Annotated in this window: 10 protein-coding genes; 4 read left to right on the top strand and 6 right to left on the bottom strand. The window is 58.9% G+C overall.

Annotated features, from left to right (window positions below):
- Window positions 1–201: 201 nt before the first annotated feature.
- On the bottom strand, window positions 202–5,025 hold the full coding sequence (locus tag AC1MDT_RS05960; protein WP_480421149.1) for a dermonecrotic toxin domain-containing protein: 4,824 nt from the start codon (window positions 5,023–5,025) through the stop codon (window positions 202–204).
- A 229-nt stretch (window positions 5,026–5,254) separates the two neighbouring features.
- On the opposite strand from AC1MDT_RS05960, the gene AC1MDT_RS05965 reads away from it, so the two are divergent.
- The gene (locus AC1MDT_RS05965; protein ID WP_480421150.1) at window positions 5,255–6,292 is read left to right on the top strand and encodes an Ldh family oxidoreductase; all 1,038 of its coding nucleotides are present in this window, start codon (window positions 5,255–5,257) and stop codon (window positions 6,290–6,292) included.
- A 133-nt stretch (window positions 6,293–6,425) separates the two neighbouring features.
- Here the strand turns inward: AC1MDT_RS05965 and AC1MDT_RS05970 are convergent, their stop codons facing one another.
- Window positions 6,426–6,743 carry an ElaB/YgaM/YqjD family protein gene (locus tag AC1MDT_RS05970; RefSeq protein ID WP_480421151.1) on the bottom strand — a complete coding sequence of 106 codons (318 nt, stop codon included), beginning with the start codon at window positions 6,741–6,743 and terminating at the stop codon, window positions 6,426–6,428.
- Window positions 6,744–6,907: 164 nt separating this feature from the next.
- Between AC1MDT_RS05970 and AC1MDT_RS05975 the strand changes: the two genes are divergently transcribed.
- Window positions 6,908–7,159, top strand: a complete 252-nt coding sequence (locus AC1MDT_RS05975; RefSeq protein ID WP_008155229.1) for a hypothetical protein — start codon at window positions 6,908–6,910, stop codon at window positions 7,157–7,159.
- Between the two features lie 98 nt (window positions 7,160–7,257).
- On the opposite strand, the gene AC1MDT_RS05980 is transcribed toward AC1MDT_RS05975, so the two are convergent.
- Window positions 7,258–8,175, bottom strand: a complete 918-nt coding sequence (locus tag AC1MDT_RS05980) for a LysR family transcriptional regulator (RefSeq protein WP_480421153.1) — start codon at window positions 8,173–8,175, stop codon at window positions 7,258–7,260.
- 84 nt (window positions 8,176–8,259) lie between these two features.
- Here AC1MDT_RS05980 and AC1MDT_RS05985 point away from each other — a divergent pair, with 84 nt between their 5' ends.
- Entirely contained in the window at window positions 8,260–9,183 is a 924-nt protein-coding gene (locus tag AC1MDT_RS05985; protein ID WP_480421154.1) for a carbon-nitrogen hydrolase family protein, read from the top strand.
- A gap of 94 nt (window positions 9,184–9,277) precedes the next feature.
- Here AC1MDT_RS05985 and AC1MDT_RS05990 read toward each other — a convergent pair whose 3' ends face one another.
- The 3 genes from AC1MDT_RS05990 to AC1MDT_RS06000 form a co-directional block, all read right to left on the bottom strand.
- On the bottom strand, window positions 9,278–9,751 hold the full coding sequence (locus tag AC1MDT_RS05990) for an LEA/WHy family protein (RefSeq protein WP_480421155.1): 474 nt from the start codon (window positions 9,749–9,751) through the stop codon (window positions 9,278–9,280).
- Window positions 9,752–9,809: 58 nt separating this feature from the next.
- A complete protein-coding gene (locus tag AC1MDT_RS05995; RefSeq protein ID WP_480421156.1) occupies window positions 9,810–11,282 on the bottom strand; it encodes a nucleobase:cation symporter-2 family protein in 1,473 nt (490 codons plus the stop codon).
- Between the two features lie 124 nt (window positions 11,283–11,406).
- On the bottom strand, window positions 11,407–12,300 hold the full coding sequence (locus AC1MDT_RS06000) for a LysR family transcriptional regulator (protein ID WP_480421157.1): 894 nt from the start codon (window positions 12,298–12,300) through the stop codon (window positions 11,407–11,409).
- A gap of 101 nt (window positions 12,301–12,401) precedes the next feature.
- On the opposite strand from AC1MDT_RS06000, the gene AC1MDT_RS06005 reads away from it, so the two are divergent.
- Entirely contained in the window at window positions 12,402–13,493 is a 1,092-nt protein-coding gene (locus tag AC1MDT_RS06005) for a polyamine ABC transporter substrate-binding protein (protein ID WP_480421158.1), read from the top strand.
- Window positions 13,494–13,500: the final 7 nt, after the last annotated feature.

Here is a 13,500-nt window from a genome sequence, read left to right on the forward strand (position 1 = left end):
TGCCGCACAAACGCCTTCCAAGCTAGTACCCGTCAGTTAAGCCGTAACACGATCTGTAATTGAATGAACTCGCCCAAGCCTGCGTCCGGCGGCCTGTAGGAGCGAGCTTGCTCGCGATGGTGTGTCAGTCGAGGGATATGTAGCTGACACACCATCGCGAGCAAGCTCGCTCCTACAGGCAGCCGGACGCAGGCTTCGCCATTACGGGATGCTGGTGTGTAACTGGCGTCCCAAGTGGCTGATCAGCCAGGTCACGCTATCTGCGTTAGCCAGTTGCACTGCCAGCCTGATCATTGGATCTTTTTTGAAGATTGTGCGAGCACCGGCCAGATTGTCCTGGCCGGTCAAGCTCAAAATATGATCCTTTACCCGGTCAGTATCGTCATTAACCGTACTGCCCAGATCCTCCCACTCACCGTTATCGGGGGTCAGAACGTTGAACAGCTGTGTATAGGGAGTTTTGGTCGACAGTGCGGTGTCCTGTAGTTCGGTCAAGGCGGTCTTGAGATCAGTGGCAGCAGGGCTGGCTGTTCCTATCAGGTCGACGAAAGGCCTGCCAGAGTCAAGGTAAGCAATGTCCTCGGTGTTGCCGTGAAGGTGCGAAACCTCATGGATCAGCGTGGCCGCCCGGGCATGGGTGTTGATGGGAAAGGCCGCGTGGGACAAATGCGGGCGGTATACGTCGAAGCGGGGGGAGAAGAATCTCTCTGTCAGATAGATTTTCTGTTTAGGGTCGTTTAGAAGGGTAAAACCGAAGCTTTCGTCCGTGCGATCAAGGAGGCTGCCGACGACAAAACGCCTGGAGTTCGGATTTCTGAGCGAGGGGTCCAACAAGGCCGCAAAAATGTCGCCGAGCATTTTCTCGAGTTTCTCCACGTGCGCGGGCAACACGGCAGGCACATCAATAAAATCCTTGATGAGTTGATGCACGGGGGTAACCGTGTTGTCAGTCGCCTTCAGCAGTTGCAGGTTCCGGATGCTGTTCCAGGCATAGGTGGTTGCCAAGTCCAGCGCCTGCTCAATCTGACGAGCCTTGCGCGGAAAAATTTGCCGGATTTGGGGCATTCCATGTGCTTCGACATTCATGCTCTCCCACACCATCAGTGCGTTCTGAAACCGGTTGATGAGGCTGAAGCGGGGGGCGGGTGTGCCTTTATCCAGAACCCATTGCCTGGATGCGTTCTGACGGAGATAAGGGCCACGGTTTTTTGTGTCGCCGATACGCCAGCGGGTATCGTGCTGTGCGACGGGATACACCTTGCCTTCAACGGGTCCGTAGTGTTTTTTTGTCGATGGATCCGTGTAGAGCCCAAGCGTGGAATCGAGTGTAAGCGAACCCAGATCGATGTCGATGCTCTCATGACGCTTCAACTGTGTGCGTACGGGGGCAGTGACGTCGATGTCATGCCATTTGAGGGGTGTGGCGGGTGTTTGTGGCGCAGACGCACGGGGCGTCGAAGGCAACTGCAGTTGAGTATCCATCGATTGGCGCAACGTCGCGAGTTGCGCAATGCCGCTGATGAACGCTTTGATTGCCGCGCCCCACTTGTGCATTTGCAGGTCTTCGGCGGATTGCTTGATGTCGCGGTAGCTGCGCCATACCGTGAGCGGGTAGGCAAGCTTGCCGGCCAGGAACGTGAATGCCTCTCGCAGATCTTCACCCAACACATGCTTGATGGTTGCCCATTCGCGGTGCTTTTTGTCATCGGACTGACAGCCGAGCAATCGTGCCAACAGCTCGGCATTGTCGTTGAACAAGTGTTTGAACAGATTCCCCTTGATCGGATTGGACCCCAGCGTCACTTCGGTGAGGCGGTTGCTGGTGGTACTCATCCGGTTTTGAAGATGCAATCGATCAGCCGGCGGCAAGTTCATGACTACCCAGTCGAGCAATTCGCCACGCGTCTTCAGTTCTGCCAGCAGTTGTGTTTCATCCTTGTATTCCCGCAACCCGTGCCGAGGGCTGTGAGGCGCGATAAGGACCTGTGGCGCGGTGCTATCAACCGATGAGCCGATCAGATAGACGCCGGGCACTTTAATCGTTTGGTCGCTTTTGATGCCCAGGAACTCAAGGGGGCGGATGATTGCGTGGGCGCCATCGACGGTTGCACGGGCGATGGCGTCGGGCATGTCCATGACTTGCCGAATCAGATCGAACCCGGTTTTACTCAAGCGCTCTTGCAGCTTTTCGCTGTGGGCATAGTGCAGCAGCTGCCAGGGCAACTGCGCGTAAAACCGCTTCCTGCGCTCCGTTGCACTAGCCTGGGTGTCTGCAAAGGCTTCGCTCAGTGCTTTCTTTTGATGCTCGCCAAGGTTCAGGTTTCGTATCAGGTCGCTGATGTAGCGTTGGTCCATGTCCTCTGGAATCACGGTGGTATCGAGCGACACCAATTTGAAATGGGTGTTGTCCAGATCGTTGAAGTGGGTCAATGCAAAGTCGGTCAGGGTTTGGGGGCTGGTCGCGGACCTCGGGCGTGTGCTGATCTGGATCTGGACCTTGTCCGGATCGATCTCGAAGTTGTCTGCCTTGAGTTGTTTTTCAACTTCATCGTGAGCGGTGCGCGCCAGGGAGCGGATGCCGGTGAGATAGTCCTTATCCTCGGTGACACTGTTGAGGTACTGCTGAAGCAGCTCCCCATGCAGTATCTGATCTTCAACAGAGGCCTTGGCCAGCCAGGCCGGCAATTTTTGCTGGGTGGTCAGGGACCGGGCAATGTCCGTTGCACGGACTAACCCCGTCATCGGTTGGCGTAGCGCTACCAGTTTCAGAAGGCTGGCCAGGGCCGTCTCGGGGACCCTCGTGGCCAGCGCACGGGTGACGCACGCCTTATCCAGCTGGAGATAGGGCTTTTGCACGTGATCGAAAAAATTGTCGTCTATTCGCTGCAACGGCGCAAAAGTGTAGGTCTGGCCGGGCAATCGTTCGCTGCGTCCAAGGTTCTCCAGAAGGCTGGTGCGATCATTTTCGTCCTTGAGGCGTCGTTCCAGCTCTGCCAGTAACGGCTTCAATGTGATGAAGGCTTCAAACCCCAACGCCGGTGTCCACAGAATCGCCTTACCCGAATGTGTCGGGTCCAGGCCTCCGCGTTCGGTCAACACAAAGCAACTGGCCAGTTTCAAGGGGGACGTCGCGTCGCCAGCCTTCAGTGCCAGGGAAAACACGTCAGGCAGAAAACCGTTCAAGGCTGCTCGCTGCAAGCGTACCGGCGTATCGAGCACGGCGTTGATGATCGCCTGTGCCGTCGGAGCCAGGGAGCGCATGACGGTGTGCAGCTTCAATTCACTGCGCAATGCCGTTGACAGGGTGTGAGTGAAACTCGATTGCAAGCGTTCGATCGACGAATTGACGATGTGCTCCACCTCGGCAATCGTGCTGGTTTTTACCGGAATGACCGGGTGATTGTCGAGGCGTTGGTCGAGCGCCTGTTCAACGGCGCAGAGTCGTGCCAGCTGCTCGGTGGCCGACTCGGCGCGCACGGTGGCCGGTTGTGCGCTCCAGCGCTGGTCTGCGTGGGTACTCCAGCGTCCCGCGGCATCGGCAGCCAGTAGTCGATCGTCGATCAATCCCCGGACATCCAGTGCGTTGTCGAGCAGGGCATGGGGATCCTGCGTGCCTTCGCTTTCACGGTAACGGCTCAGCGCATGGGACAGGTTCTCCCGTTGCTTGTCCAGGATGTCGTCCATCAATTGCGCAAACACCGGGGCGGTGATGGGTTCACCGATAATCACGCGCTCATCGGGTTTAAATGAAAGAAACGTGCCGCGTTCGTCCAGTGACATGTAGTTGAGTAGCGTGTCTTCATGCCCTTCGCTTTTCATCATCTCCAGGAGGATTTTCCTGACGGCGGGCAGATCGCTCGTGGCCTCGATGCCTCTGGACTGGGTGTACAAAAAGCCCAGCGTGTCGCTGCTGCCGATCATCACGGTCGCGGCCAGCTCCGCGTAATGCTTGAAGGGCGCGGTGACACGCACTTTTTCGATGTGCAGAGGATTGTTGGCACCAGGTTCGAGGCTGACGTTCATCAGTCGCAGGTATTCCTGTGTCGTTAAAACACCTTCCTGACGCTGAAGTAAAAGTCTCAGGTGAAAGGTGTCACGCAACCCCTCGGCAAAAAATGTCGAACGTGACAGCCCATTGCTCATCGGTGTGTTCCAGAACGTCTCGAGCAGGCTTTGCAAGTGAGGTGTAAAACTTTGCGCGATCTCTTTGACTGCGCTTTCCCAGGCCAGGTTGTCGGCCTCGCTGCTCACACTGTGTCCAGGATTGGAAAAAGTCCTGGAATCGCCCATCGGCCACTGATTGGTCAGGTAGTACTGCAGGAGGGCATCGCTCAGAGACAGCGAGGAAAGCGGGTGCAGGTATTCGCTTTCGTCGAAGGCTGAAACCGTTTTGATAAAGCTCTTCAGACGAGTCTGGCGCTGGTCCAGTGTGGGAAATGGTTTGAGCAGTGCGTTCTTGAGGGTTTCATCCAGCATGGATTGCAGTGTGGGCATCTTCAACAGTTCGCCCAACATCGTCTTGAGGTTCTGAGCCTGATTGTTCTCGAGGGTGAGCGCCTGGTCCTCGAAAATCCCGCCTTCGATTTCGTTCGTGGAAATGTCCGGTGCCGTTGCAGCGGGTAAAGCACAGCGTTGCTCGATGGAGAGAAAGCGCAGCAGCTCATGCTTGGCGGTGGTCTGCGTCAACCACGCCTTGAGTTTGCTTTTGAGGTCTTCCATGTCCGCGCATTTGGTCAGGCCTTTCCACGGTGTGTAGAGCGTAACCTCACCTTTTTCGGACTGGCTCATGGCGAATGCGCCGGCCAAAGGTACATCCGGCTTGTCCGTCCCGCTCAGCAGCAACTGGTAAACGTACATCGGTACTTTTTGCGCGGTACGGGCGGCCTTGGTGGCCAGGTAAATGTTCTTCAACCACTTCAGGTCGTCGATCGTGAAGGCGAGCGCTTTCTCGCGATTGCCAGGTTGTTTGGCCATGGAGGCAAGGGCTGCCTCGTCGAAAAAATACGGCAGTGGGGGGGGTGTCATGTGTTTCCTCGAGTGCTGCCATGGATAGGCAAGCGCAGGTCGTTAAGTCGAGGAAAAACAGTAAGGTCTGTGGAAGGTTGCGGTGCGGTACATATTGCTTGCGTCGAACAGGCGGTCGAGACTTGACAGGACGCCAGTAAAACAGCGCTTAATCGGCGACTGCTTTTGGTTGCCCTGCAACCGCGTTCCACCCTGTTGCCCGTACTCAATAATAAAACTGGAGCTTCAGATGACCGTTACACCCGAAATGGCCACGCAAACCCTCGATTTCGAGGCGCTCGTTGTTTTGCTGGAACAGATTTTCCTGCGCCATGGCACATCCGCCGATGTCGCCCGAACACTGGCGCTCAACTGCGCTGGCGCCGAACGCGATGGCGCCCACAGCCATGGCGTGTTCCGTATTCCCGGTTATGTGTCGACGCTGAACAGTGGCTGGGTCAATGGCCTTGCCGTGCCGGTGGTCGAGGATGTGGCCTCGGGTTTTGTCCGGGTCGATGCAGGCAACGGTTTCGCCCAACCCGCCCTCGCGGCGGCACGCGCGTTGCTGGTGGAAAAGGCCCGCAGTGCCGGCATTGCGGTGCTGGCGATCCGTAACTCCCATCACTTCGCCGCCTTGTGGCCGGATGTCGAACCTTTTGCCGATGAAGGGTTGGTGGCGCTGAGTGTGGTCAACAGCATGACCTGCGTGGTGCCGCATGGCGCCGATCGCCCACTGTTCGGGACCAACCCGATTGCCTTCGCCGCGCCTCGGGCGGACGGTGAACCGATTGTCTTCGACCTGGCCACCAGCGCCATTGCCCATGGCGATGTGCAGATCGCCGCGCGCAAGGGCGAGCGCTTGCCGGCGGGTATGGGCGTGGACAGCCTGGGTCAGCCGACGCAGGATCCGAAAGCGATTCTGGAAGGGGGGGCGTTGCTGCCGTTTGGTGGGCATAAAGGTTCGGCGCTGTCGATGATGGTGGAACTGTTAGCGGCGGCGTTGACCGGCGGCAATTTCTCCTTCGAATTCGATTGGTCGAACCATCCGGGGGCCAAGACACCCTGGACCGGCCAGCTGTTGATCGTGATCGATCCGAGCAAGGCCGCCGGGCAGAATTTTTCCGAGCGCAGTCAGGAACTGGTCCGGCAGATGCACGGCGTAGGGCTCAAGCGTTTGCCGGGTGATCGACGTCACCACCAGCGGGCCAGGTCGAAGGCTGACGGCATCCCGCTCGACCCGCAGACGCTGGCGAGCCTGCGGCAGCTGGCAGGGCTTACCGAGGCGTGACAAACCTCATCATGTAGGAGCGAGCTTGCTCGCGATGGACTCAAGAGCGCCGTGTTTAGCCAGTAAACATGCGTTATCGTTAACGACCATCGCGAGCAAGCTCGCTCCTACAACCTACAAAAAGCAGAGGCGATCAGCGCCGACCCAGCAACAATCCGACCACCAGGCCGAAGCCCGCGGAAATGGCTACGGTCTGCCACGGATGACCACCAATGTAGATTTCGGTCGCGTCGACGGCGGGTTTGGTCCGAGCACGCACATTGGTAACCGAATCCATTGCCTGCTGGAGTTTCTGGGCGATTTGCCCACGCAGTGTCTCGGCTTCCTCACCCACCAGTGAGGCGCTGCTCTTGAGTAGTTTTTCCGACTCTTCGATCAGAGCCTGAAGTTCACTGAAGGCCTGATCCTTGATTTGGTCATCGGCGACTTGTGCGGCGGTTCTTCGGGCCATTGGAGTACTCCTTGCGGTGAATGGGCAGTGAACAATGGAGTCTGGCGCACCTGTAAAAGTTGCAGCCATTTTGCGTGAAAACGCCGTCCGGCAGGAAAATCCAGCGCAGGACATTTCCTTCTACAGTGTAAGATGTCGCCTATTTTACGCAGCAGGTAACCCCCATGAGCTTCAATCTGGCCGACAAACCCCTCGCCGAGCGCGCAGCGCTTGAAGATGAGAAATCCCGTCTGTTTGATCTTTGGCAAAGCAACCTGGGTAAATCCAAAGGCGAAGCCGCACGGTTGTTCGGTGAGCGCGCAAAACGCAAAGGCAAATGGGCCGAGTGGGTCCGCGCTGAACTCGATGGCATGTCGCCGCCGGAATTCGCCAACATGGTGCGCAGCGAAGTCAATCGCCTGATGGCTGCCAAGTAACCTGGACCCTCCTGTGTAGGAGCGAGCTCGCTCGCGAAGGACGTGAGAGCAACGCGTTTATTCAGGAAGAACGCGTTATCGTTAACGTCTTTCGCGAGCTAGCTCGCTCCTACAAAGCTCGCGACAATGGCTTCGCGCACTTTCAGCACCACTGGATCGAGCTGGGTGCTGGTGCGCCAGCCCAGTTCAATCGGATAACGCGGTAACGCCAACGGGCAGGGCAGCAGCGCCAGACCGCTGAGCGCCGCGATGCTCCGGGCCGCATGGGCCGGGATGGTCGCCACGGCCTGACTGCCCTTGAGTAAATACGGCAACGCCGCAAAGTGCGTGGTTGACGCACACACCCGCCGACTCAATCCCAGCGCCGCCAAACCCTCATCGGTGATCCCGATAAAGCCACCGGCCGACACCAGAATGTGTTCACGGGCGACAAACGCCTCAAGACTGATGGCCTGCTGTCCTTCGGCCAGACTGAGGGGATCCACCAGGCACAAATAGTCGCCTTCCCCCAGCACCTGACGGCTGAGCAAACGCTCGGTAAACCCGCCGGCGGTAATCGCCAGGTCGATGCTGCGCTCGATCAACGCCTGGGCGACGATCTGGCTGTGGGTCTGACGAAAGATCAGCCGCAGCTTCGGCGCAGTCGTTGCAATGTGCTCGATCAAGCGCCGACCGTAGGCGATCTCGAAATCATCCGATAAACCCACCGTGACCGAGCGGCCGTCGTAATGATCAGCGGCGGGGTCAACCATCGCCAGGCTCTGCCGGCATTTGTTCAGCGCATCGCTGACCACCGGTTTGAGTTGATTGGCCTTGAGCGTCGGGGCAAGGCCTCGACCGGTACGCACGAATAATTGATCGCCATACAGCGTCCGCAGCCGGCGTAACGCCGCGCTGACGGCCGATTGCGTCACGCCCAGGCGAAGCGCAGCGCGGCTGGCGCTAGACTCCTCATGCAAGGCTTCGAACACTTTTAGCAGGTTGAGATCAACGGTGGCGATATTCATTGGGTTCATATCATTCAGCAGCGAACAGGGCTTTATTGATGATCCAGTGCCGGCAGAAAATGAGCAACACCCGACACCAATGGAGTTACCCAGATGCCCTCGTCAATCGTTGCTGCACTGCAGATTGGGTCCTTGCCCGGTGGCAAGGCTGAGACCCTGGAGCAGATCCTGTCGTATGAAAACGCCATCATTGAATCCGCTGCGGCGCTGGTGGTCATGCCCGAAGCGTTGCTCGGCGGTTATCCGAAAGGCGAGGGGTTTGGCACTCAACTGGGCTACCGACTGCCGGAGGGGCGTGAGGCCTTTGCCCGGTATTTCGCCAACGCCATCGACGTGCCCGGTGTGGAAACCGAAGCGCTGGCCGGGTTGTCGGCCCGCACCGGGGCCAACCTGGTGATCGGCGTCATCGAACGCGCCGGCAGCACGTTGCACTGCACGGCGTTGTTTTTCGATCCGCAGGCCGGGCTCGTGGCCAAACACCGCAAACTGATGCCGACCGGCACTGAGCGCCTGATCTGGGGCAAGGGCGATGGTTCGACATTGCCGGTGATCGACAGTCAGGTCGGGCGGATCGGTGCGGTGGTGTGCTGGGAAAACATGATGCCGTTGCTGCGCACCGCGATGTACGCCAAGGGCGTGGAGCTCTGGTGCGCGCCGACGGTGGACGAGCGGGACATGTGGCAAGTCAGCATGCGCCATATCGCCCATGAAGGACGCTGCTTCGTGGTCAGTGCCTGCCAGGTTCAGGATTCGCCACAGGCCTTGGGCGTGGAAGTCGCCAACTGGCCGGCGGACCGGCCGCTGATTGCCGGCGGCAGTGTGATCGTCGGGCCGATGGGCGACGTACTGGCCGGACCGCTACGTGGCGGGCCGGGTTTGCTCACCGCACAAATCGACACCGATGACCTTATTCGCGCGCGGTACGACTTTGACGTGGTCGGCCACTACGCCCGCCCGGACGTGTTTGAGTTGACGGTGGATGAACGGGCCAAACCCGGTGTCCGCTTCAACACATAACTCCCTGTAGGAGCGAGCTTGCTCGCGATGGTGTGTCAGTCGACATCAATGCATCTGACACACCATCGCGAGCAAGCTCGCTCCTACATCGGTTTTACCAGGTGCCGGCGGACGATGTAGGCAGGCTCAGTTTGCCACTGTCGACGAAACGCATCGTGCCAAACAAGCCGCCGGCCAGTTTGCCGTGCAGCACGTAAGGCAGGTTGTCCAGCGTTTGCGTCCGGCTCAGGCCCAATGTCTGACGCAGCACCGAGAACGCTGAAACGCTCAGCGGCACGGTCAGTACGGTTTCGGAAAAACGTGCAATCGAGCCTGACTGATCGCTCACGCCAGAGGCGAGGGGCTGACCGTTAACTTCCAGATCCAGGGCGACGCCGTTGTAGTCGATGGGGGTGTCATTGGGATTCTGCACGCGAATTTTCACCGCAAAACGCACTTCCATGTCCTGGCTTTGCAGCGGTTCGATGCCGACCACGTTGATGTTGAGCGGATCGCGATTGGGGAACAGCGCACAGGCGCTCAGGGAGAGCAAAAGCAGGGAAAGAATGACGGCGTGGACACTGCGCATTGAGGTGCTCTCGTATAAAAAAGGGCTGAGCCGACTGCGGCTCAACCCTTGAGCACGGCTAGCGGTTCAACTGTGCGACAGCCACCGGCGTGGCGGGTTCACCTTTGGCCTGGGCATCCGGGTTTTCCATGACCTGAAGGATCGAGGCTTGCGGGTCGAAATCGTCTTCTTCCAGCGCAATGAATTCCTCGGGCAGGAAGATGTTCAGCACGATAGCGCACAACGCACCGACGGTGATCGGCGATTCGAAGATGTTATGCAACGCCTTCGGCAGCTCGCGCAACACTTCCGGCACGGCCGCCACACCCAGGCCCATGCCGAGTGAAATCGCCACGATCAGCATGTTGCGCCGGTGCAGCCCGGCTTCGGCGAGGATCTTGATCCCGGCCACCGCGACGGTGCCGAACATCACCAGCTCGGCACCGCCAAGCACTGGTTTGGGCATCAATTGCAGCACCGCGCCGATCATCGGGAACAACCCCAGCACCACCAACAGGCCGGCAATAAAGAATGCCACGTAGCGACTGGCGACGCCGGTGAGCTGAATCACGCCGTTATTCTGGGCGAAGGTCACCATCGGCATGCTGTTGAACACCGCCGCCATGGCCGAGTTGAGACCGTCGGCCAGCAAACCGGATTTGATTCGGCGGAGGTAGATCGGACCTTTGACCGGCTGCCCGGAAATCATCGAGTTGGCGGTCAGGTCGCCAGCCGCTTCCAGTGGCGATACCAGGAAAATCACCGCCACCGGCACGAAGGCCACCCAATCGAAATTGAAGCCGTACTTGAACGGCACCGGCAGGCTCATCAATGGCACTGCGGGCAGGCTGCTGAAATCCACATGGCCCATGAACCAGGCGACGGCATAGCCGAGGGTCAGGCCGATGACGATCGCGCCAAGGCGCAGGAACGGCACATCCACCCGGTTAAGCACGACGATAGTCCCGAGCACCAGTGCCGCCAGCGCCAGGTGACTGGCTGCGCCGAGGTCCGTTGCACCGAAACCGCCGGCGATGTCGGTCATGGCGACTTTGATCAGTGACAGGCCCATCAAGGTGATGATGGTCCCGGTCACCACTGGGGTAATCAGCATCCGCAGCTTGCCGATGAACTGGCTCAACAGCACTTCGATGAACGCGGCGAAAAAGCACACGCCGAAGATCGTCGAGAGGATTTCATCGGTGCCGCCGCCCCGGGCCTTGACCATGAAACCGGCACTGAGAATCACGCTGATGAACGAAAAACTGGTGCCTTGCAGGCACAACAACCCGGACCCGACCGGGCCAAACCGCCGCGCCTGGACGAAGGTGCCCAGGCCTGAGACAAACAGCGCCATGCTAATCAGGTAAGGCACTTCGCTTTGCAGGCCTAGCGCGCCACCCATGATCAGCGTCGGGGTAATGATGCCGACGAAACTGGCGAGTACGTGCTGCAGGGCGGCGAAGAGGGTGGCGGTCAGATGGGGGCGATCGTTGAGGCCGTAAATCAGGTCGCTGTTGCGTGAAGCAGGGGCTTTTTCAGAGGCGGTCATGGGTTTTGTGCATGCCAGAAGGCGGGCCGGGTCAGAAAATGGAGGCGCAGGATGCCAGAAAGCATATTTTGTAGCGAGCGATGAGCCAAACACACCAAACGCTCCCACAGGAGCGTCGCTGGCATCAGGCGAACGCCGCGAGCAAATCCTCTTCGAAGGCCTTCTGCGCATCCCCCGGCACCTGAGCGCGGTGTCGGGCCAGATGAAACGCCACCTCAAAACTCATATCGCTGCAACGCACGGCCTTGAGCAGGCCTTTGTCTTCCCAGCTGCGCGCAAAGTGACTGGGCAAGTAACCGACGTGCTTGCCGGACAGAATGAAGGCGAGGGTGCCTTCGACCTGTTCCGAGCGCGCCGAACACTGCTTGCCCTGGAATGGCTCGTCGCTGCGCAGGAAGCGGTAAGGGTGGTCGACCCGGTCACACGCCTGCAGCGCTTGATCGTCAGGCGCGTCATCGGTGAACAACGGATGACCGGGTGCGCAATACAAGTGCTGGGTCTCGCTGAACAGCTCGCGGTAGTCAAACGCACTTTGCACCTGTGAGAAATAACCGATGGCCAGTTCCAGCCGTTGTTGCAGCAGCAACCGTTCCATTTCACCGGGCATGGCGCTGATCAGCTCGATGCGCACCGACTCGTCCCGCTCACGAAAGCGCCGGATCGCATCGGCCACCCGTAGCAGCACGGATTGATCCAGTGCTTCGGACAAGCCCAGGCGCACCTCGCCGATCAAGCGTCCGGCCACGCCATTGGATTGATGGCGGAACGCTTCAATGGACTCGAACAGCCCGCGTGTCGCCGTGAGCAGTTGTTCGCCCTTGGGGGTGATCTTGAATCCGCCCTTGCCGCGACTGCACAGGCGATAGCCGAGTCGGGTTTCGAGCTTGGCCATTTGCTGGCTGATGCTCGACTGGCTCAGGCCCAGCTCACCCTGCGCCGCGCTGAAGCCGCCGCACTCCACCACATTGACGAACAGACGCAGCAGGTGCAGGTCCAGGTCATGCAATTGACCGAGCATCAAACATTACTCCGTAATAAAGTCAGGTTAACAAACTTGATATTTCCTCAATGTATCCGACGACGCATTCTGCAGCCACTTCCTCAGGTCAGGTGTTCGTCATGGCTCCTCTGTTCAAACTGTGTTTCCCCGCGCTGTTCCTTGCCATGGCCGTGTCGGCACAGGCCGAGGAAAAAGTCCTCAATCTTTACAGTTGGGCCGATTACGTCGCCCCTGAAACCTTGCAGCGTTTCGAGAAGGAAACCGGGATTCACGTGCGCTACGACACCTTCGACGCACCGGAAGTGCTCGAAACCAAACTGCTCACCGGTGGCAGCGGCTATGACGTGGTTGTGCCGTCGTCCAGTGTGCTGGCCCGTGGGTTGGCGGCCGGTGCGCTGAAACCTATTGATCACCAGGGGCTGAAGGGCTACGCCAACCTCGACCCGGATCTGTTGGAAAAAATGGCCGCGGTCGACCCCGGCAATCGTTACGGTGTCCCTTACACCTGGGGCACGCTGGGGCTTGGAATGAATGTCGAGGCGGTGCAGAAGCGCTTGCCGAACGTGCCGCTCAACAGCCTGGACCTGCTGTTCAAACCGGAATACGCCAGCAAATTGAAGGACTGTGGGATTGCGATCATTGATTCGCCGCAGGAGGTGATCGGGCTGGCGTTGCACTATCTGGGTAAAGATCCCTATAGCACCGGCAAGAGCGATCTCGACGCGGCGCAAGCGCTGTTAAACCAATTGCAGCCTTCGGTGCTGTACGTGGCCAGCGGACGGCAGATCAACGATCTGGCCAACGGCGATATCTGTTTGGCGTTGGCCTACAACGGTGATGCGAGCGTGGCTGCCGAGCAGGCGCGCAAAAACAAAAAGCCGTACGAAATTGCCTACCGGATTCCCAAGGAAGGCACCCTCGTGTGGCAGGACAACCTGGCGATCCCCAAGGACGCGCCGCACCCTGAAGCCGCGCGCCAGTTCATTGAGTTCATGTTGCGCCCCGAATCCGTCGCGGCGCTGACCAACACCCTGTTCTATGCCAGCGCCAATCAGGCCGCCACACCACTGGTGGATGAGGCTGTGCGCACCGACCCGGACATTTACCCGCCCGCCGACGTTCGCGACCGGCTGTACGCCGACCGCAGCATGAGCCTCAAGGACATGCGTCAACGCACACGCTTGTGGACCACTTTCCGTAGCCATCAATAATAAGGAA

The organism is Pseudomonas sp. ASL7 (assembly GCF_056680375.1).

Excerpts from the sequence above, each read along its gene's own strand:
- AC1MDT_RS05960 (WP_480421149.1), bottom strand. The coding sequence starts at position 5,025 with ATGACACCCCCCCCACTGCCGTATTTTTTCGACGAGGCAGCCCTTGCC.
- AC1MDT_RS05965 (WP_480421150.1), top strand. The coding sequence starts at position 5,255 with ATGACCGTTACACCCGAAATGGCCACGCAAACCCTCGATTTCGAGGCG.
- AC1MDT_RS05970 (WP_480421151.1), bottom strand. The coding sequence starts at position 6,743 with ATGGCCCGAAGAACCGCCGCACAAGTCGCCGATGACCAAATCAAGGAT.
- AC1MDT_RS05975 (WP_008155229.1), top strand. The coding sequence starts at position 6,908 with ATGAGCTTCAATCTGGCCGACAAACCCCTCGCCGAGCGCGCAGCGCTT.
- AC1MDT_RS05980 (WP_480421153.1), bottom strand. The coding sequence starts at position 8,175 with ATGAACCCAATGAATATCGCCACCGTTGATCTCAACCTGCTAAAAGTG.
- AC1MDT_RS05985 (WP_480421154.1), top strand. The coding sequence starts at position 8,260 with ATGCCCTCGTCAATCGTTGCTGCACTGCAGATTGGGTCCTTGCCCGGT.
- AC1MDT_RS05990 (WP_480421155.1), bottom strand. The coding sequence starts at position 9,751 with ATGCGCAGTGTCCACGCCGTCATTCTTTCCCTGCTTTTGCTCTCCCTG.
- AC1MDT_RS05995 (WP_480421156.1), bottom strand. The coding sequence starts at position 11,282 with ATGACCGCCTCTGAAAAAGCCCCTGCTTCACGCAACAGCGACCTGATT.
- AC1MDT_RS06000 (WP_480421157.1), bottom strand. The coding sequence starts at position 12,300 with ATGCTCGGTCAATTGCATGACCTGGACCTGCACCTGCTGCGTCTGTTC.
- AC1MDT_RS06005 (WP_480421158.1), top strand. The coding sequence starts at position 12,402 with ATGGCTCCTCTGTTCAAACTGTGTTTCCCCGCGCTGTTCCTTGCCATG.